Origin of the sequence: Alkalimonas sp. NCh-2, assembly GCF_039631345.1 — a bacterium.
In the GTDB taxonomy this organism is placed as follows: Bacteria; Pseudomonadota; Gammaproteobacteria; order Enterobacterales; family Alteromonadaceae; genus Alkalimonas; species Alkalimonas mucilaginosa.
In genome coordinates this window covers 28,074-46,841 of the sequence record NZ_JBDIUV010000007.1, presented here as the reverse complement: position 1 = coordinate 46,841, position 18,768 = coordinate 28,074, and the positions used below count along the sequence as shown (strand labels likewise).

Here is an 18,768-nt window from a genome sequence, read left to right as displayed (position 1 = left end):
AAAGGAATAATTTATGCTAATGTTTATTTCATTGTAGAATATTTAATTACTTTGTTGCGGATACCCGATGATCACAGATGGTTTTTTATTCCTGACTGTCTTGTTGCTGATGGCAGCCGGGCTCGGCTTACTGGAGAAACACAGTGGTTGGCGCTTGTTTGCTATTTTACCCGGCATTGTGCTGTTGTATTTTGGCGTGATGCTGGCCTCCAGTTTAGGGCTTTGGAGCCAAAGCGACAGTATTCGCGCAACGTACAGTGTGGTACGAAACAACCTGCTGCCTGCCATGATTTTCCTGATGTTGCTAAAAAGCGATTTACGAGCGATTGCCCACCTTGGTCCCCGCATGTTGGGGGCCTTTTTTACTGCGGTGATCACGATTATGCTTGGCTTCGTCATTACTTTTGCTATCTTTCATCGCTGGCTGGAACCCGATAGCTGGAAAACCTTTGCCGCCTTATCGGGCAGTTGGATGGGCGGCACCGGTAATATGGCGGCCATTCAGTCGGCGTTGGATGTGCCAGACAGCCGCATGGGCTACACCTTGCTGATGGACTCCATTGATTACGCTATCTGGGTGATGATCCTGCTGGCGTTGGTGCCTTTTGCCGGCCTGTTCAATCGCTGGACCAATGCGGACAGCAGCTTGCTGGCTAAAGCCGGTGAGCGACTGGCACAACAGCACGAAGCAAAGGCAGCAGGTACGACTGTGACCCAGCTGAACTTACTGGTGTTACTCAGCCTGAGTTTTTTGGTATCGGCGGTCAGTCAGCACCTGGCTAGCCTGTTACCAACAACCGCTTTCTTAACCAGCATGACCTGGACCATTTTGCTGGTCACACTGGCCGGTGTGCTGGCTGCGATGACAAGGCTTGGCAGACTGGCTGGCTCTGTCGAGCTGTCTCAGATTATGCTGTTGGTGATTATCGCGCTGATTGCTTCCAGAGCTGATTTCGCCGATTTAGTCAAAGCGCCGATTTATGTCACCGCTGGCCTGATGATTCTGTGTATTCATGGTCTGCTGATGGCTTTGGTAGCCAAACTATTCCGACTTGATTTATTCACCTGCGGTGTGGCCTCCCTGGCCAACATCGGCGGGGTCGCTTCAGCCCCTATACTGGCAGCCGCCTACTCCAAAGCCTTGATCCCCGTTGGGGTGTTGATGGCGATGCTGGGTTATGTTGTTGGCACGGCAGGTGGTCTGCTGGTAGGTAAAATGCTGTTCTGGCTAGCCTGACAACCAGACAGCCATTATAGTGCAAGTGCACCGATTTCTTGCGTTCGAGGTTAGACATGAAGATTACTGATATCCGTTTGGGCATGTTGAAGGTGCCATTGAAAACGCCCTTTAAAACGGCGCTACGTACCGTGCATGAAATTGAAGATGTCGTGGTTATGGTAGAAACCGATACCGGCCATGTAGGTTATGGGGAAGCTCCGGCGACGGCCGTAATTACCGGTGATATTCATGGCTCTATTATCGAAGCCATCCGCACCGTGATTAAGCCCAAATTAGTGGGCCTGGATATCTCCGATCTGAATCATGTCACCCGGGTGATCCAAAACTGCATTATGAAAAACTACAGCGCCAAAGCAGCGGTAGAAATAGCGGTTTACGACTTGTTTGCGCAACTTTATGGCGCCCCATTGTACAAAATGCTCGGTGGCGGTGTACCTAAACTCACCACGGACCTGACCATCAGCGTCGATTACATCGATAAGATGGTGGCAGATTCGCTGGATGCTGTAGACCGCGGTTTTGAGACACTAAAAGTCAAAGTTGGCAAAGACATAGGCGTTGATATAGAGCGGGTCAAAGCCATCTATGCCGCCGTTGAAGGCCGGGCACTGATCCGGCTTGATGCGAACCAGGGCTGGACGGCGAAGGAAGCCGTCTATGCACTGCATAAACTGGAAGATGCCGGTGTCCGGTTGGAACTGGTGGAGCAGCCTGTTAAAGCGCTGGATATTGATGGCCTGAAATACGTTACCGATCGGGTGCATACCCCGGTCATGGCCGATGAAACCACCTTCAGTCCGCGCGAAGTTATTGAACTGATCAAAATGCGCGCTGCCGATATCATCAACATCAAGCTGATGAAAACCGGCGGCATCTCCAATGCCATTAAAATCGCAGATATCTGCTCGTTCTACGACATGCAGTGCATGATTGGCTGCATGCTGGAAACCAGCATCAGTGTGTCTGCCGCTGTGCACCTGGCCGTTGCTAAATCCGATGTGATTACCAAGGTGGACTTGGATGGCCCTTCGCTTTGTTCGTTTGATCCTGTCGAAGGCAATGTGCTGTTCGAAGGTGCGGATATCAGCATTGAAGATACGCCAGGCCTTGGTATTCGCAGTATCAAAGGCCTGAACATGCTCGCTTAAATGGCATTCTCCCTGCCGATAGCATAGCCGGTAGCCGTATGGTTGCCGGTTTTTTTATGCTCCAGGCCTGCGCTTAGGCTGGCAACATCAAAACACATCCCCCCTGCTGCCTGTACCAATGTAAATAAAGCGCTGCTGCAGACAAAAAAACCGCAGCATCCTGGCTGCGGTTTTTTATAACGGTTCGACCTTAGAAGGTGTATTCCACCAGTAAGGTATAAGCCCGACCACGAGGATCAGCCACACGCGGTTCCCAGGCAGAACCAGCTGCCGAGTCCATATTGTGTGATGAGAACGGCGGATCCTGATCAAACAGGTTCTTAATTCCCAGTGTAATCAACGTATTTTCCAGGCCCCGGTACGTCATGCTGTAATTGTAGGTAGTATAGCTACTCACCCGCTGATCCCAGTTCTCGGGAGTATGGGCACCGCTGGCAATCCGTGCAAAGATGGCACCTTCATAACCATGCCGATATATCTGCGTCAGACTGTGCATAAAGTCGCCATGCGTGTAGCTGAAATTCAGCGTATGCTTCCATTTGATAGGCAAGTTGTTGTTGTAAACAAACTGACCAACCAGATTTTCACTGTAGGGCAGTGTGTCGAGCGCTTTGGTTTTAAAGCTCTGCAGGTAGTTACCATTTAACCGTACCCGCCAACTGCCGCCAGCAAGCTCTCCAAACAGGTTAGCATCCAATTCAATGCCCCTGGTCAAGGTGCCCCCTGAGTTGATAAAACGTCCATCAATCAGTGTGATTTGGCCGGAAGCATCACGGATAAAGTTGTCCTGAAAAGCGTCATAGTTTTCCAGCAACACAGTTTGTGTTGCAGTACGGATGGTGTTGGTCCGTTCAATCTCCCACCAGTCAATGCTGATATTGAAGTTATCGACAGGGACCAGTACCACACCAATGCTCTTTTGCGTAGACTCTTCAGGCTGCAAGTCTATTTTACCGCCACGCAGAATATCTGGCTGGATAGATTCACAACCCGGCGTATCGCTGACCTGGCCATCCGGACAAGTAGCCGGGTCAAACCAGGTATCCACGGTATTGGCTTCTGCACGAACCCCTTCAAACAGCTGGTTAAAATTCGGCACCTTAAAGCCAGTACTGTATGCCGCCCGCACCATAACTTGCTCGACAGGCTGGTACTTCAGCGATACTTTCGGGTTGGTGGTACTGCCAAAACCACTGTAATGATCGTAACGGCCGGCCAGAGTCAGATCCAGATTATCCAGCAATGGCAGATAAACTTCCGCAAAGACAGCTTTGATATTGCGGCTTACTTTATCCAGCGCATTTTGATCGTCGAAAGGTGCCAGTGGCACTGTTTTACCGGGTTCTAAATCGGAGCCATCAAACTTGTACTCCTCACGACGCAAGTCGGTTCCGACAGCGGCCTGAATGAAACCACCCGGTAACTCCAGCCCCAGATCACCGGACACAACAGCATCCAGTTGGGTTAAAGTGGTCGTCCCCTTATACAGCTTAAGGCCCGCCGCTGAAGCAGCTGTCAGACCATCCAAAGCCGCCTGGGATTGTTGCCCTGGCGATGCAAAAGGATCCAGGGTGCCACTGCCAAGTAAGCTTTGTAATTGATCCAGATAATAGTACCCATCAACCAGAGTCGTTTTAGAGGTATTCTCTGAACGTGAGAACCCAACCGTGTAATCATAATCGGCAATCATGCCTTCAAATGCCAACAAAGCACGGTAGGAAGTGGTATCGGTATCAAAAGTACGAGGCCCACACTCCATACAGCGCCAACGATAGGCAATAGGAGCACCGTAATTCAAATCATCGTAACCAAAGTACTCGCCTAAGGCATTGTAGATACGATCATAATTTGCCCCGGTGCTTGGATACCAGGTGGATGGATTGTACTGGGCATTCTCAAGCGTACTGGAGCTAATTTGATAGGCTTCAAAACTCTTTCTGGATTCGACATGAGCGGCAGAAAGTTCAAAGAACATTTCATGGCCATCGCCTAAGTTAAAAGACACCCGGCCAATGAAATCCAGACTTTCCAGAGGTGACTGCAGCATACGATGACGGGCATATTCCCAGGCACAGGCATATTTGGACGTTGCCGACCAGGGGTACAGATTCGGGTCGAAGCGGTCCATAAAGTCGCCACCCGCCGCACAACCTTCCGCACCGGGTAAAGCCAGGATATTGATCGCAGCCATCAGGGCGCCTTCATTCGCCGGATCCGGATCGAGCAAACCGCCACCAATTAAGCCAGGAGCCGTATCGGAGTTCTGGTTAAAAATGGTAGCAAAGGGTGTGCCACGCGTATCCGGCGATAAGCCGCGATCTTCGCGGAAAGAGTAGGTAAAATCACGCTGAGTACCACGAATACCCAAGTTTCGTTTAGCCGTCAGAGTGGCAAAGGCATTCCAGCCATCCTGATCAAAGTCACCTACCCCAAAGAGCACATTACCGCGATAAATATGGCCTGCACCTGCTTCGGTGATATCTGCAAAACCAGACACCTGGGCACCGGTGTAATCACGTCGGGTAATAAAGTTAATCACCCCGCCGATGGCATCGGTTCCATACACTGCAGAAGCGCCATCACGCAGGATCTCCACCCGATCCAAGGCAGCAAATGGAATGGAGTTCAGATCAACGCTACGGCCTTTTAAGCCATGCGGTGCCAAACGACGGCCATTCAGTAACACCAGGGTGGCATCCGCCCCCTGACCACGTAAATTGGCACCGGAGTTGCCTGAGTTACCGCGGTTTTCCGCGGTAGTGATGCCTTCATTACTGGCCATATTGTCCATGCCATTGCCTGCAATATTCAATTGCATCAACAGCTGTTCACCTGAGGTAATACCCGCAGCATTGATATCCTCGCGGGTAAACACGGTGATCGGTAACTCGCCTTCCAAAGTAGTACGTTTAATGCTGGAGCCAGTGACCCGAATTCGTTCAACGGCTTCATCGGCCTCTGCAACAGACAGATTATCATTCGCTATCGCGTGTGTGCCTAGCCCGGCCAGGGCTAAACACCCGATTAATGGTTTCAACTTCACGTGCATCTCTCCTAACTGGTCACCTGGATTTTCTTCTAATTAGTTGTTCGTTTTCCGAACAGTTTTAACATAGCAAAGATTCCATCAATTTGAAATAAATTATGCTGAATAATTTATTAATTCAGAATATTTCATTCCAAAATAAATCTAACCCAATGTTTAATTTAAGAATAAAAGATATAAAAAATTCTGGGCTAATCGGGTATCCCAGAATGAGTCTGCTTTTTTTGTACCAACTGAGCGGCTTTTTATGCAACGCCAGCGAATTTGCCGTAGAATATGTCGCTTGTTGGCTGGCTATGGCCACATTCTGCTTGTTGTAAGGAGTCTGTTGTGGAGTTGCTTTTCTCATCCTTGTTGTTCGCTGTCACCATTGTTAGCCTGACGTTGGGGTTAAGCTGCCTGATCTATGCCTGTGTACTACCGGCGAATCTCAGCCCGGAACAACGCATGGAGGCTCGTATTGAGTTCGGTATTTTCAGCGCAGGCTCTTTTGCGATTCTGGCGATGATGCTATTTGCACTCTGCTACCACTGAGCCTATTGTCGTCTGATAGCTCATCTTCTGCGCTATTTTGCTGCGCTGTTGCATGCAACTCCAGCCGGGCTTTTTCCAGCAGCCCGGCATCGAGTTCGCTTTTAACTGCCACGCCCAGCTCTTTAAACTCAGCCGCTTGTTTAATGAGGTTGCCGCGCCCACTGTACAACTGACCAAACGCTTTGTCATAGCTTTCGCGAGCCTTGTCCAATTGCTTGCCCACCCCTAGCATGCTGTCCAAAAACAGTTTCAGTTTGCTGTAAAATTTTTCGGCTCGATTGGCCAGCTCGGCACTGTGCTTGCTTTGATCTTCAAAACGCCAGAGTTGGCGCACAATATTCAGGCTGGTTAGCAAGGTGGTCGGTGTAGCGACCAGCACGTTGCGTTGCAATGCCCGCTGGTACAGCTCGGGATCGGATTTCAGTGCCTCGACATAAGCCGATTCAATCGGGATAAACAAAAACACCACTTCCGGCGAATTCAATCCTGCCAGCTGATAATAGTTTTTATCCGCCAACTCAGTGATGCGATCTTGCACAGCCTGGCAATGTTCTGCCAGGGCCTGCGCGCGCGCGCTGTCATCATCCGCATTAACAAAGCGGGTGTAAGCAGCCAGCGAGGTTTTGGCATCAATCACCATATGCCGCTGCTGCGGCAGGTACACAATAGCATCCGGCCGCCGCTTGCCATCGTCACTGTCAAAACTTACCTCGCGTTGATAGTCCACACCGGCACGTAAACCAGAGTTGTCCAGCACATTTTCCAACATTAACTCACCCCAGTTACCCTGTACCTTTTTTTGTCCCTGCAATGCTTTGGTTAATTGCTCAGCCTGGTCGGTGATGCGATGATTCAATTGCTGCAGATTGATCAGCTCGGTTTTAAGGGCGCTGCGTTGTTGCAGTTCATCGCTGTGCATACGCTCCATCTTATCGCGGAAGCCCTTCATGTCCTGCTGCAGTGGGGACAACAACTGCTGCAACTGCTGCTGGCTAAGCTCACTGAACGCCTTGCCCTTGCGCTCCAGCACGTCTTGCGCCAATAACTCAAACTCTTTTTTCAGCTGATCACGGCTGTCTTTCAGCAAAGCCAGTTGCTCAGCAAAGTGCTGCTCTTTGGCAGCGAGGGTGCTGTGCAGCCGATCATGTTGTTCTTTCATCGCCAGATAGTTGCTGTGCAGTGTCTGCTGCTCCGCTTTGTGTTGCTGCTGCATTTGTTTCAGCTCAGCGAGTTGCAGCTCGCGCTCACGCAATTCGGTTTGCCGTATCTGCAACAGATCGCGGCTGCGTGCTGCCAGCTCCATTTGTGCTTTCAACTCATGTTGGTACTGCTGTGCCTGTTGCTGACTTTGCTCCAGTTGCTGTTGCATGGTCTGTAAAAGCAAGCGGGACTTTTGCCGTAAAAACAACAGGGCCGGCAGCAGCAATAACAGCGCAACAGCAACTCCCGACAGAACATAGATGGACATTTCATTCATGCGATCGCATTCCGTTTAGTGCGGATAAGGCCTATGCTGACCTATCCTGGCCTTAGGAACAAGCATTGATAGACTCTGCCGGTTTCGTCTGTGCATTTTTCGTATTACACTGCACCATCACCGACAAAACCGGATGGAACTATGCCACCTATTTTTATCATTCTGGCCTTGCTGTTTGTTGCCTTATTTATTCTGGTAACGGTACTGGAAAAGTACGGCAAGCGCCGAAGTGAGGAAGAACTGAGTAAAATTACCCGCTATATTTTTCCACTAGTCGGTATCGTGCTGCTGGCTCAGCTGCTGTACATGTTATTTCGCTAACCATCTCGCCCAGCATGCTGGCCGCCGGTTTTGACTTGCCCGTGTGCTGTTAGTGCGCTGCAATCCCTGCATGCCGTTCCAGGAGTTTACCGATGTTTCGACTTTTTGTTGCACTGTGTTTATTAACGCCACTGCTACTGGGCGCCGAGCCTCGTGGCATGCTGCCAGACGACTACTACCGTTTTGTCTTTGTGGCGGATCCACAGTTGGCACCGGATGGCCGGCAGCTTGCTTTTGTGCACAGCACCATTGGCGAGGATAAACGCAGCCGCCATAGCAATCTCTGGCTGGTGGCAACCGATGGCAAGACAGATCCCCGCCAACTGACCTTTAGCAACCATGACCGCAGCCCACGCTGGTCGCCGGATGGCAGCCAACTGGCTTTTCTTTCAGGCCGCAAGGATGGCCAGCAGCTGCACCTGCTGCCAATAGCGGGGGGAGAGGCCCGGGCAATCACCTCGCTCAAGCAGGCCGGTATTCGTGATTTCAGCTGGTCGCCCGATGGCCAACAGTTGCTGCTGACTTTGTCGGTGGATCCGGCCATTGAGGACCCCACGGCTGAGAAAGCCAACCATGGATCCCCTGAGGCTGATGTGGTGGTCATCCGCCATGCGCTGTACAAAAGTGATGGCAGCGGTTATCTGAATGAGCGGCGCTCTGGTCTTTGGCTGTTGGATATCGCCACGCAGCAACTCAGCCGTCTAACCGGTGACGCCCGCTGGCATGATCATTCGGCACAGTTTTCTCCCGATGGCAGCCAGATTGTCTTTGCCTCTGATCGCAGTGAGGATGCACTGGAGGGCAGCATGCAGCAGGATTTATTCTTGCTTGCACTGAATGATGGCTCCATCACCCGGCTGGATACCCTGCCAGGCCAGGCCAGTTCCCCGCAATGGTCGCCGGATGGCAGCCAGTTGCTGTATCAGCATCAGGCCGACTATTTTGAACCACAGCAGTTGGTGCTGCATCAGCTGCGCACTGGTGGCAACCGCCTGATAGCTAAGGACTGGGATCGCAACGCCAGCAATGCACTCTGGCAAAGCAAGGATCGCATCTTACTGAGTGCTGATCATCAGGGCTCACGGCCGGTTTTTGAACTGGATCTGCGCCGCGATACTCCCCGTATTCGTTTAAGCGAGCAAGGCAGTGCCTCACAGCTTACCTTAACTGCCGATGGCAAACGCCTGGGTTACCTCTGGCAAGATGAGCAGCACCTGCCAGAAATCTGGTTTCAAAATGCCAACCAAGCACCACGGCAGCTCACCCGATTCAATCAGCAGCTACTGAGCGAGCTCAAGTTGCAGCCACTGGAATCGTTCTGGTTTGAGCACGAGCAAGGCCAAAGCCAGGGCTTCTTACTCAAACCTATTGGGTGGCAAGCCGGCCTGTCTTATCCGCTGATCCTAAATATCAAAGGCGGGCCGGGCGGCATGTGGGGCCATCAGTGGTTTCATGAGTTTCAAATGATGGCTGCTGCTGGCTATGCGGTCGTCTTTACCAACTACCGCGGCAGTACCGGCTATGGTTATGCCCATCAGCATGCAGTGCATGCCGATTACGGTGGCGTCGATTTCCGCGACAACATGGCCGTGCTGGACCATGTGTTGCAGCAGTACGAATGGCTGGACAGCTCTCGTCTGTACATTACCGGCGGCAGCCACGGCGGCTTTTTAACCAACTGGATTACCACACAAACCGACCGCTTTAAAGCCGCGGTAACCCAACGCAGTGTCAGTAACTGGCTATCCGAAGCCGGCACCCAGCAATATCCGCCAAACTCGATGCGCCGTGAATTTTCCGGTACCATCTGGCAGAATTTCGAGCTGTACTGGAACCGCTCGCCGTTAAAGTATGCCAATCAGGTCAGTACACCAACACTGATCATTCACAGCACTGAAGATCACATCACGCCAATAGGCCAGGGCGAAGAGTGGTTTTATGCACTAAAAGCCAACGATGTGCCGGTGGAGATGGTGGTGTTCAAAGGCGAAGGCCATAGCCTGTCCAGGAATGGCACGCCCATCAATCTGGTGGAGCGGCTCAAACGCATCCTGGCATGGTTTGAGCGTTACGCCGACTAAGTTTGGTGATAACAAACGAACCGCTACTCGCTGGGGTTACCAGTTAGAAGTTATGCCCCAGCGATAAATACCAGGAGTCAACCTGACTGCGGTTGTCCCCCTCGGCTCGGCCATAGCCAAAAAACAGTGGACCAAGTGGGCTGTCCCAACCAAGGAACAGGCTGCCAGCCCATAACCAGGCATCGGTTTGCTGCGCCTGATTCAGGTTCAGCAAATCATCCCGCACCCGGCCACGCTCAATGGAGCCACCAATAAACCAGGGCATATTTAAAAATGACATTTGGGACTGTGTCAGTTGGTACTGATAGACCAGGCTACCAAAACTCACGGTGCTACCGTACAGATACTGATGCGGATACCCCGATAAATTCAAAAAGCCCCCCAGGCTAAATTGCTCTAAAATCAGCTCTGGATCGTCATTGCGATAACGCTGCCAACTCCAACGGCTATGCAACCGGTGCGCCTGCCAGCTTTTAGCAACCAACAAATCCAGGTTCAGTGTCTGGCTATTGCCACGGCTGACACCGGAGCGATCCTGCAGCCACTGCACTTCACTGCTCAGCCGAATGCCCCGGCCCGGAAAGTTGATGTTATCCAGAGTGTCCCAGTGTCCTTGCAACACAGGTCCATAACGCTGATAGGATAAACGCACCCCACTTTCAGTCTCACGCAAAGAGCCTGGTGCGCGGTAGCGGCCCACTCTACGGGTCCAACCGCTGGCCAGCGTCAGGTGGTCACTGACATTCAGACCGGCCAGCACCGTACTATTGAACTCACTGTGATTCAAATCACCCAGTGAACGCCGGTTCTCATCCTCCAACACCTGACGATCACTGAACGCCGAAAACTTGCCACTGACAAAAGTAGCCGGGCTAAACACCGGCCAGTACAGTTCACTACTAATCAGCTTGTCGCTGCCAATACCGACCTCTGAATACCACTCTGCTCCCAGCGGGCTTAAGTTGGTATACAGATAGCTGGCGGCAAGCTGGTAATGGTGTTTATTCTGAAAATCATCTTCAAAACGCAAACGGAAATTCAGGTAACCCGGCCCCCAGCTTTTCTCCTGCACCTGCACCTGCAGTTCGGTACTGTCGTCGTCTAAAATGGTGAGTTGCTGGGAAACACGCTCAAACACATCCAGACCATACAAACGCCGGATACCTTTCTCTACCACCTGACTATCGTATGGATCTCCAGGCTTAATACCGAGGCGACTTAGCAGGATGTCATCGGCAAGTGCAGAGTGATTGTGCAACACTATCTGGTCGATATGCTGACCGGATGGATCGGGTAAGCGGTGGCTTAACAGCCACTGATGATAGTCTGCGGCCGATACCGATAGCGCTTGCAACTCGGAGGCCGCCTGAGCGCTCTGGTAGCCAATATCAGCTCCCTCCATCAGGCGATCAAAGTCAAGGGTGCCGATGCCGGTCAAACCGGGTTGCAGCAAAATATCCTGCTCGTCCAGTAACGCCAACTGAACGGCCAGGCCACGGCGAACCAAAAAATTGGTTAATTGTTCAGAGACACTAAACGCATCGGTCAAGTCCTCCTTTTGCAATAAAGGCGCATCAATGCTCACGGCAATAATACGTTCAGCGCCAAGCGCCTTGGCAACATCGACCGGCAAATTATTGGCAACGCCCCCATCCACCAGAATACGCTGATTGATTTCCATCGGCCTGACCACCCCGGGGATCGACATGGAAGCCTGCACCGCTTGCAGCAAACTGCCTTCATTCAGTACCACGGCCTCGCCTGTCACCAGGTCGGCGGCTACCGCTCGAAACGGAATTGCCAGCTCATCAAAATCCAGCTGATTGGCCTGAACCCCAAAAGCTTGCTGCAGCAACTGAGCCATGGCCTGACCATGCAGCACGCCTTTGGGCAGGTGCACGCCATCCAGTCGTAAACCCAATTCCAGCTGGATCGGGTAAGCATCGCCCTGTTGCTTCCTTCTGGCCGGCATCTCATGACGCCGTACCCGATCCTGAAAGCCCTCTCCCCAGGGCAACTCCGTGAGTATGTGTTCAATTTGCTCCGGACCTTTGCCGCTGGCATACAAGCCACCGACAAAAGCACCAATGCTGGTTCCTATCACCAAATCAACCGGGATTTGCTGCTGCTCCAAATAACGAATCACTCCCAGATGAGCACCGCCTCTGGCACCACCGCCACCTAAAACCAGTGCAACGCAAGGCCTATCTGTCACCATTGCGCAAGGACCGCTAAGTTCTGTCGTTTCCGCAGAAAGTAAAGCTGGCCACCAGCAAAGCAGCCAACCGAGCCGGCTCCAGCCTGTGCGACTTTTTTGTTGCTTCATGCCTGATCCAAGCTCCTTTTAAGAATCTGTTTGAGTCCAGCCCAACACCTTGCTAAGGTTAAAGCAGATGCAAAACATTGGGTTTGCATCACCTGTGAGCCGAGGTTGTTTGCCATGACATTCGTCGCTACTGCTATCGCATTGTGTTTACTGTGCAGTGTAACTACCCTAAATGCAACTGCCGGAGATTGGCAAATTCTGGTATTGGATCAAGATGGTAAGCCATTAGAGGATGCGGTGGTCGAACTTGTGGTGCTGGATACCCCCCAGCCGACTCCCCCCCAACTTCCGGCATCCGTGACCGTTAAGCAGCAGGGGCTGAACTTTGTGCCTTTCGTCTCAGCCATTCAGGTCGGTACTGCAGTTGATTTTCCAAATATGGATCGCACCCGTCACCATGTCTATTCCTTTTCACCAGCCAAGGTGTTTGAAATTCAGCTCTATCATGGCCAGCCAGAACAGCCGGTACGCTTTGATCAAGCCGGTATCGTCGCCCTGGGTTGCAATATTCACGATTACATGGAAGCTTATGTGTTTATTAGCAACAGTCCCTTGTTGCAAGTCACCAACGCCAGGGGAGAAGCTCAATTCCAGAGTCTGGAGGCAGGTCGCTATCAGCTCCGGCTGTGGCACCCTTTCCAACAGGAAGATTGGGCGCTGATTGAGGTGGAACACAAAGGTAATAGCCAAAGCCAGTACCAGCTGACTGTTCAACACCGCCCGAAGCAACCCACCCCACAACGTGGCTTTGGCTCCTGAATCGATGCGAATACTCAACTCATTACGTCACCGCCTACTGCTTGTAATCATTGGCTTGTTGAGCTTACTTGCTTTGGCCACAGCGTTGGCCAGTCTGAGTGCTATGAAAAAAGACAGTCAGCAACAAGCCCGGCAAGTTCTGACGGTTGCCGCCAATGTATTTGAGCAATTGCTTAATGAACGCTCGCAACAACTTGGTCAATCGGTGCAGGTACTGGCCGCTGATTTTGGATTCCGACAGGCGGTGGCAACATCCGAGTCCGCCACTATTCAGTCGGTACTGGAGAACCATGGTAGCCGCATCGAAGCACAATTGGTGGTGCTGTTAGACCCACAAGGGAACTTATTGGCCAGCAGTCGCCGCGAACTAAGCGAAGACCAGCTCAGCCCATTACTGCAAGCGGCCCAACAAGCAGCTTTCAGCAGGCACAGCGCTATTTTTCCGCTGGACGGTCAAGCTTACCAACTGGTGTTGGTCCCGGTACGAGCACCGAATATCATCGCCTGGGTTGGCATGGGTTTTGTGCTGGACGAAACATTAGCACTGCAGTTAAAAGCCATTACAGGTCTGGACATCAGTTTTATTCAGTACCAAACAGGGCAGGAAATACACTTGCTCACCTCGACACTAAGCAATCAGAGTTTGTCAGACCTGCTGCCTGAAACCATCGCCTTAACAGAGTTAACCAATGACCCCTCCGCCAGTCAGGATCAGCGTTACCTGACCCTCAGCAGGCCACTGGAACATGCCGATCTCTGGGCATTGCTGCACTTACCGAACAGCCGCTGGCTACAAAACTACCAGAGTATGCGAAGCCAGTTAGTCGGTATTTTTGGCGTTGCGCTGACGGTATCTTTGCTGGCCGCATTCTGGCTGGGCCGCAGCATCACCGAACCATTGCAAAAGCTCAGCAAATTTGCCAGGCAACTGGGGGAAGGTGAAGCCACCCCAGCTTTACCAAAGGCTCGCGGTGAAGTCGGCGTCCTTAGTAAAACCCTTAACCAGATGCAGCAGCGGCTGGCCGAGCGGGAGCGTTTACTGATCGAGCAAGCTGAGCAAGATCCTCTCACCGGCCTTGCTAACCGCAGCGCAGCCGAGCGCTGGTTGAAAAACTATGGACGGCAGCAAGCCGGCGTCTTGCTGTTGCTGAACATTCGCAACTTTCGCCATATCAACGATGCCTTTGGTCTGGATACCGGCGATCAACTGCTGCAACTTCTGGCGGAGCGTATTCGCCAACTGGCCCCTGCGCCGCTATTTAGTGCGCGGGTTGGCGGCGATGAGTTCCTGTTGATCTATGCCGAATTACCCACTGAGTTGACAGCAGTAACAGCTCCTTTGCAGGCTGCTTATCAACTGCAACACAGCAGTATCAGCTTACAGCTCACCTTGGGCTATTATCGCTTTGCCGTGCCGATAGCTGAACCTCTTGTAGTCAGCACCTTACTACGCCGGGTTGATATCGCCAGCGCCGCAGCTAAACAACTGAGCGAAGGCGTTGCTGGTTATCAAGCAGGTCAGGATGAACGTCATCTGCGCGAACTGACCATCATTCAGGACTTGCCAGTTGCTCTGGCAGCCAATACGCTGAGTATCTGTTATCAACCCAAAGTATCACTGCAGCATCAAAACTGCCTAGCAGCAGAAGCCTTAATCCGCTGGCAGCATCCAAGTCTTGGTTTTATCCCACCGGATGAGTTTATTCGCTTAGCCGAGCACAGCGGCCATATTCAGTTGGTCACCGACTGGATGCTAAGCCAGGTGATTACACAAGCAGCACTGTGGCAAAGCTCCCATCCGGGTTTAAAGTTGGCTGTGAATCTTTCACCGTTGGATCTGATCGATGAGCAACTGCCAACACGTATCCAGCAATTGCTAAACCAGGCCAGAGTATCTGCTAAGGTGTTGGCATTGGAAGTTACCGAGGGTGCCGTAATGCAGGACCCGGAGCGGGTGATTCGGAACCTCCATCAACTGGCAGCGCTAGGGGTTGAACTGGCAATCGATGACTTTGGTACCGGTCATTCATCATTGGCCTATCTGAAGTTGTTGCCGGTTCATGAAGTAAAAATTGATCGGGCTTTTATCAAAGATATTGAGCACAACAGCGATGATGAGCTGATCGTCGAAGCAGCCAGCCGCTTAGCCAAAGGCTTAGGGTTTCAGATCACTGCCGAAGGGCTGGAAAACCGTGCGGGTCTTACTAAACTTCTGGCGCTTGGTTGCGATACCGTTCAGGGCTATTACTTTGCCAAACCAATGCCAGCAACAGACTTTGACCACTGGCTACAGCAATTCCAGCAGACGGGAGCCGATTATTTTAGTGAGGTAAATGCATGAATAAAACAGTGATCTGGTTGCTACTGGCTTTGCTGGCTTTGCCAGTTCATGCCGCAAGCAGAGTGCTGGCAACGGGTGGAGCCACCACCATTGAAGGCAGTGCCGGTGGCGGCATTGTGCCCTGGGCAGTGATCAACGGTTACGGGAGTAATGAAGAGTGGAGCCTGCAGGCTTTTGGCAGCTGGGTCGGGGTCGATGACTTTACCTTGCATTCAACCGGAATCGGATTAAGTGTTGATAATCGCTGGGAGCTGTCTTATGCCCGGCAACAATTTAAGCTCGATAGCATCGGTGGTCAATTGCGGCAGGATATTGTCGGTGTTAAGTACCGGCTTGCTGGTCAGTTACTTTATACCAATCTGCCACAAATCAGCCTGGGCCTGCACTACAAACGTCACCTGGATTTTGAGCTGCCATCTCTGGTTGGAGCCCGATCGCGAAGCGGGGTTGATGCCTATGTAGCTGCCAGTAAAGTTTGGCTGGATGCCATAGCTGGCCGTAACTTACTGCTAAACGGCACCATCCGTGCTACTCAAGCGAACCAGACGGGTTTGCTTGGCTTTGGCAACACAGAAAATCAACGCCATCAACTGATGTTTGAAGGATCAGCAGCTTTGTTGCTGACCCATCATCTGGCCGTTGGGGTCGAATTTAAGCAAAAACCGAATCGGCTGGCATTTGCCGATGAACAGCACTGGCGCGATCTGTTTGTAGCCTGGTTTGTTAACCCAAACCTGTCCGTAACCGCTGCCTATGTCGATTTAGGTAGTATCGCAGGCCTGCCCTCGCAACAAGGGTGGTATCTTGCTTTAGAAGGGAGCTGGTAATGAAGTCACTGCTTAGTCTACTCAGTACGGCCTTGTTACTATTAGCCTGCAGTCAAACTCCTCAGCCTAGTTTGTATCAACAGCTGGGCGAAGAAGCAGGCATCACAGCCATTACTGATCAGTTGCTCTATCGGATTGAGCATGATCCGCTGATCGTCAATCATTTTCGCGACACCGATATCCCCCGCTTCAGGCATTTATTGATTGAGCAACTGTGCGAATTATCCGGAGGCCCTTGTGTCTACAGCGGAGCAACAATGGAGGAAAGTCATACCGGTCTGAACCTGAATACCCGGGATTTTGATCGGCTGGTCAATCACCTGATCAGCGCCATGCAACAGCAAGGCATTCCCTATGGCACGCAAAATCAGCTACTGGCTTTGCTCGCCCCTATGTACCCTGAAGTTATTGGCCGCTAAAGCTTGGCTCAAGACGGGCGGATCAGCAAGGCTGTTAAGCGCCGGCTCAGTGGCGCAAAAATCAACACCAGCGGAAAAGCACAGGCATGGGCCACCAGATAAGCTTTCAGCCAGCTAAGGACAAAACCACTGAACCAACCAAGATTTAATAAGGTAAGAATGCCAGACATCAAAAAAGCCATAAAGCCGGACATAATAAAAGCAAACACCAAAGGTTGAAGTTTTGCGGGCAACATAAGAAATACCTGATAAAAAGGCAATTATAACGTGGACGCCCTGGCAACAACACAGCAATTTTTACCGGCTGCTTTTGCCTGGTACAAAGCTTGGTCCGCTCGCTGCAGTAACACATTCAGGCTTTGCTCTGGTTCATGCTCGGCAATACCAATCGACACCTGCAGACGGATTGGCGCCTGCCGGTAATGCAGTACATGTGTTGCCAGTTGCTGTTGAATGCGTTCAGCAACCGACACCGCTTCCCGGGCAGGGATATCCGCCAATACGATCACAAATTCTTCGCCGCCATAGCGGGCGAAAAGATCATATTCTCTGAGTTGCAACCGGATTTGCTCGCAGATAAATTGCAGCGCTCTATCACCGGCCAGGTGACCGTAGTGATCATTCAATCCTTTAAAATGATCGATATCCAGCATCAGCAAGCTGCATTTGGCCCCGATCCTGTCCTGATGCTTGAGTATCTTCTCAGCCTGGTGCATAAAAAAGCGACGATTGGCGATACCGGTCAGCTCATCAGTATTGGCCTGATTTTTTAAACGCTGCTCGGTCTGCAACAACGCAAGTTGCAATCGCTTTTGCTCGGTAATGTCCTTGGCATGCAGCAAAATAGCACCTTCACTATTGCATTGCTCTGACATCAAATACCAATTGCCATCGACAGTATCAGCCTCAAAAATGCGAAAAGGCACACTGCGCCGACGCTGACTGGCATACAGCAGCCAGTGGTCTAGATCGGTGGTTTCAATTTTTAATCCTTGCTGCTGCTGATGGCAACAACGGATAATTTGCTCAAACGACATGCCGTGTAATCGCTCTGGCTCAATGGCGAAAATCTCTGCCAGGGCCGGGTTGGAAAACACCAGCCGATCATCGGCATTAAAAATGCCATAACCATCGCCACTGCGAGAAAGAAAATCCGCCAACATCTGATGCATCATGCTATTGCCGCCATTGAAGAAAAGATGCAACTAGTGCAATGGTAGCCTACGGTGAATAAAGCAGTTAGGATCAATGCGCGTATACAAAGAGTAGGTAACTATGACATACAAGGCCGCTTTCCTTGATGCCGGCTCAGTCGGCGATGCCGATCTGACACCTTTACAGCAGTTAAATCTTCAGTTGCAGCTGTACCCTTTTACCAGGCCTGAACAGATCCTTGCCAGATTGCAAGGCTGTCATATTGCTCTGGTCAATAAAGTACCGCTGGATGCCAGCACCATCCAACAACTGCCTGAGTTACGTTGCATTGCGGTAACAGCTACCGGCACCAACAATATTGATCTTAACGCAGCCAAGGCAGCCGGAATTAAGGTACAGAATGTCAATGCTTATGCCTCAGCTTCAGTCGCGCAGCATGTCTTTGCCATGCTGCTGCATTTTACCAATCAATGCCTCTCCTTTGATCAGAGTATCCGACAAGGCCATTGGAGCAACAGCCCGCACTTTTGTTTGCTGGCACATCCTATGCAAGAGTTAGCCGATCAAACCATGACTATCGTAGGTTATGGGGCTTTAGGCCAGGCAACAGCACGGCTGGCTCATGCCTTTGGTATGACTGTCTGTATTGCTGAGCGCCCCGAGGCCACCCGGTGCCGGCCAGGGCGCTTGCCTTTTGCACAAGCCCTGGCCCAAGCCGATGTGCTCTCGCTGCATTGTCCGCTGACTGAAGACAATCAGCATCTGATTGGGGCTGAACAACTGGCCTTGTTAAAACCAACCGCCATCCTGATTAATACAGCCCGTGGCGAGTTGGTTGATTCGCACGCTTTACTGCAAGCTTTGCAACAAAATCAGTTAGGAGCTGCAGCACTGGATGTGTTGGAGCAGGAGCCGCCGCCAATACAGCACCGGCTCTTGCAGCAACCACACCCGAGATTATTACTTACCCCCCATGTTGCCTGGGCCAGCCTCGCAGCCAGAAACCGGCTGATAGCATATACCGCCAGGCAATTGAACAGCTGGCTGCAGCAACACCCTGCAGACTCGAAGGAATGAACTGTACAGCAGCCGGA

The 18,768-nt window shown here is 51.6% G+C and carries 15 protein-coding genes; 10 read left to right on the top strand and 5 right to left on the bottom strand.

Features of this window, described 5'->3' with window-relative positions:
* The first annotated feature begins 67 nt into the window (after window positions 1-67).
* The gene (locus ABC502_RS16035) at window positions 68-1,237 is read left to right on the top strand and encodes a DUF819 family protein (RefSeq protein ID WP_345916622.1); all 1,170 of its coding nucleotides are present in this window, start codon (window positions 68-70) and stop codon (window positions 1,235-1,237) included.
* 56 nt (window positions 1,238-1,293) lie between these two features.
* Complete coding sequence (locus tag ABC502_RS16030; protein ID WP_330087470.1) at window positions 1,294-2,388, top strand: dipeptide epimerase; 1,095 nt, start codon at window positions 1,294-1,296, stop codon at window positions 2,386-2,388.
* A 190-nt stretch (window positions 2,389-2,578) separates the two neighbouring features.
* Here the strand turns inward: ABC502_RS16030 and ABC502_RS16025 are convergent, their stop codons facing one another.
* A complete protein-coding gene (locus tag ABC502_RS16025; protein WP_345916621.1) occupies window positions 2,579-5,431 on the bottom strand; it encodes a TonB-dependent receptor in 2,853 nt (950 codons plus the stop codon).
* A gap of 333 nt (window positions 5,432-5,764) precedes the next feature.
* On the opposite strand from ABC502_RS16025, the gene ABC502_RS16020 reads away from it, so the two are divergent.
* The gene (locus tag ABC502_RS16020) at window positions 5,765-5,968 is read left to right on the top strand and encodes a hypothetical protein (RefSeq protein ID WP_330087468.1); all 204 of its coding nucleotides are present in this window, start codon (window positions 5,765-5,767) and stop codon (window positions 5,966-5,968) included.
* On the opposite strand, the gene ABC502_RS16015 is transcribed toward ABC502_RS16020, so the two are convergent.
* On the bottom strand, window positions 5,910-7,436 hold the full coding sequence (locus ABC502_RS16015) for a DNA recombination protein RmuC (protein ID WP_345916748.1): 1,527 nt from the start codon (window positions 7,434-7,436) through the stop codon (window positions 5,910-5,912). The genes ABC502_RS16020 and ABC502_RS16015 overlap by 59 nt on opposite strands.
* 150 nt (window positions 7,437-7,586) lie before the next feature.
* Between ABC502_RS16015 and ABC502_RS16010 the strand changes: the two genes are divergently transcribed.
* Complete coding sequence (locus tag ABC502_RS16010) at window positions 7,587-7,766, top strand: hypothetical protein (RefSeq protein ID WP_330087467.1); 180 nt, start codon at window positions 7,587-7,589, stop codon at window positions 7,764-7,766.
* Between the two features lie 92 nt (window positions 7,767-7,858).
* On the top strand, window positions 7,859-9,847 hold the full coding sequence (locus tag ABC502_RS16005; RefSeq protein WP_345916620.1) for a S9 family peptidase: 1,989 nt from the start codon (window positions 7,859-7,861) through the stop codon (window positions 9,845-9,847).
* A 43-nt stretch (window positions 9,848-9,890) separates the two neighbouring features.
* On the opposite strand, the gene ABC502_RS16000 is transcribed toward ABC502_RS16005, so the two are convergent.
* A complete protein-coding gene (locus ABC502_RS16000) occupies window positions 9,891-12,173 on the bottom strand; it encodes a patatin-like phospholipase family protein (protein ID WP_345916619.1) in 2,283 nt (760 codons plus the stop codon).
* A gap of 114 nt (window positions 12,174-12,287) precedes the next feature.
* On the opposite strand from ABC502_RS16000, the gene ABC502_RS15995 reads away from it, so the two are divergent.
* From ABC502_RS15995 to ABC502_RS15980, 4 genes are all read left to right on the top strand, one after another.
* On the top strand, window positions 12,288-12,932 hold the full coding sequence (locus ABC502_RS15995; protein ID WP_345916618.1) for a methylamine utilization protein: 645 nt from the start codon (window positions 12,288-12,290) through the stop codon (window positions 12,930-12,932).
* 103 nt (window positions 12,933-13,035) lie between these two features.
* On the top strand, window positions 13,036-15,273 hold the full coding sequence (locus tag ABC502_RS15990; RefSeq protein WP_345916617.1) for an EAL domain-containing protein: 2,238 nt from the start codon (window positions 13,036-13,038) through the stop codon (window positions 15,271-15,273).
* Complete coding sequence (locus tag ABC502_RS15985; protein ID WP_345916616.1) at window positions 15,270-16,100, top strand: DUF3034 family protein; 831 nt, start codon at window positions 15,270-15,272, stop codon at window positions 16,098-16,100. Before ABC502_RS15990 ends, ABC502_RS15985 begins: the two co-directional genes overlap by 4 nt.
* A complete protein-coding gene (locus tag ABC502_RS15980; protein ID WP_345916615.1) occupies window positions 16,100-16,519 on the top strand; it encodes a group 1 truncated hemoglobin in 420 nt (139 codons plus the stop codon). The genes ABC502_RS15985 and ABC502_RS15980 overlap by 1 nt, the downstream gene beginning before the upstream one ends.
* 8 nt (window positions 16,520-16,527) lie before the next feature.
* On the opposite strand, the gene ABC502_RS15975 is transcribed toward ABC502_RS15980, so the two are convergent.
* Entirely contained in the window at window positions 16,528-16,755 is a 228-nt protein-coding gene (locus ABC502_RS15975) for a DUF2798 domain-containing protein (RefSeq protein WP_330087460.1), read from the bottom strand.
* 24 nt (window positions 16,756-16,779) lie between these two features.
* Window positions 16,780-17,694 carry a diguanylate cyclase gene (locus tag ABC502_RS15970; RefSeq protein ID WP_330087459.1) on the bottom strand — a complete coding sequence of 305 codons (915 nt, stop codon included), beginning with the start codon at window positions 17,692-17,694 and terminating at the stop codon, window positions 16,780-16,782.
* A 100-nt stretch (window positions 17,695-17,794) separates the two neighbouring features.
* Here ABC502_RS15970 and ABC502_RS15965 point away from each other — a divergent pair, with 100 nt between their 5' ends.
* Window positions 17,795-18,751: a D-2-hydroxyacid dehydrogenase gene (locus tag ABC502_RS15965; RefSeq protein ID WP_345916614.1), complete on the top strand. Its 957-nt coding sequence runs from the start codon at window positions 17,795-17,797 to the stop codon at window positions 18,749-18,751.
* Window positions 18,752-18,768 lie beyond the last annotated feature (17 nt).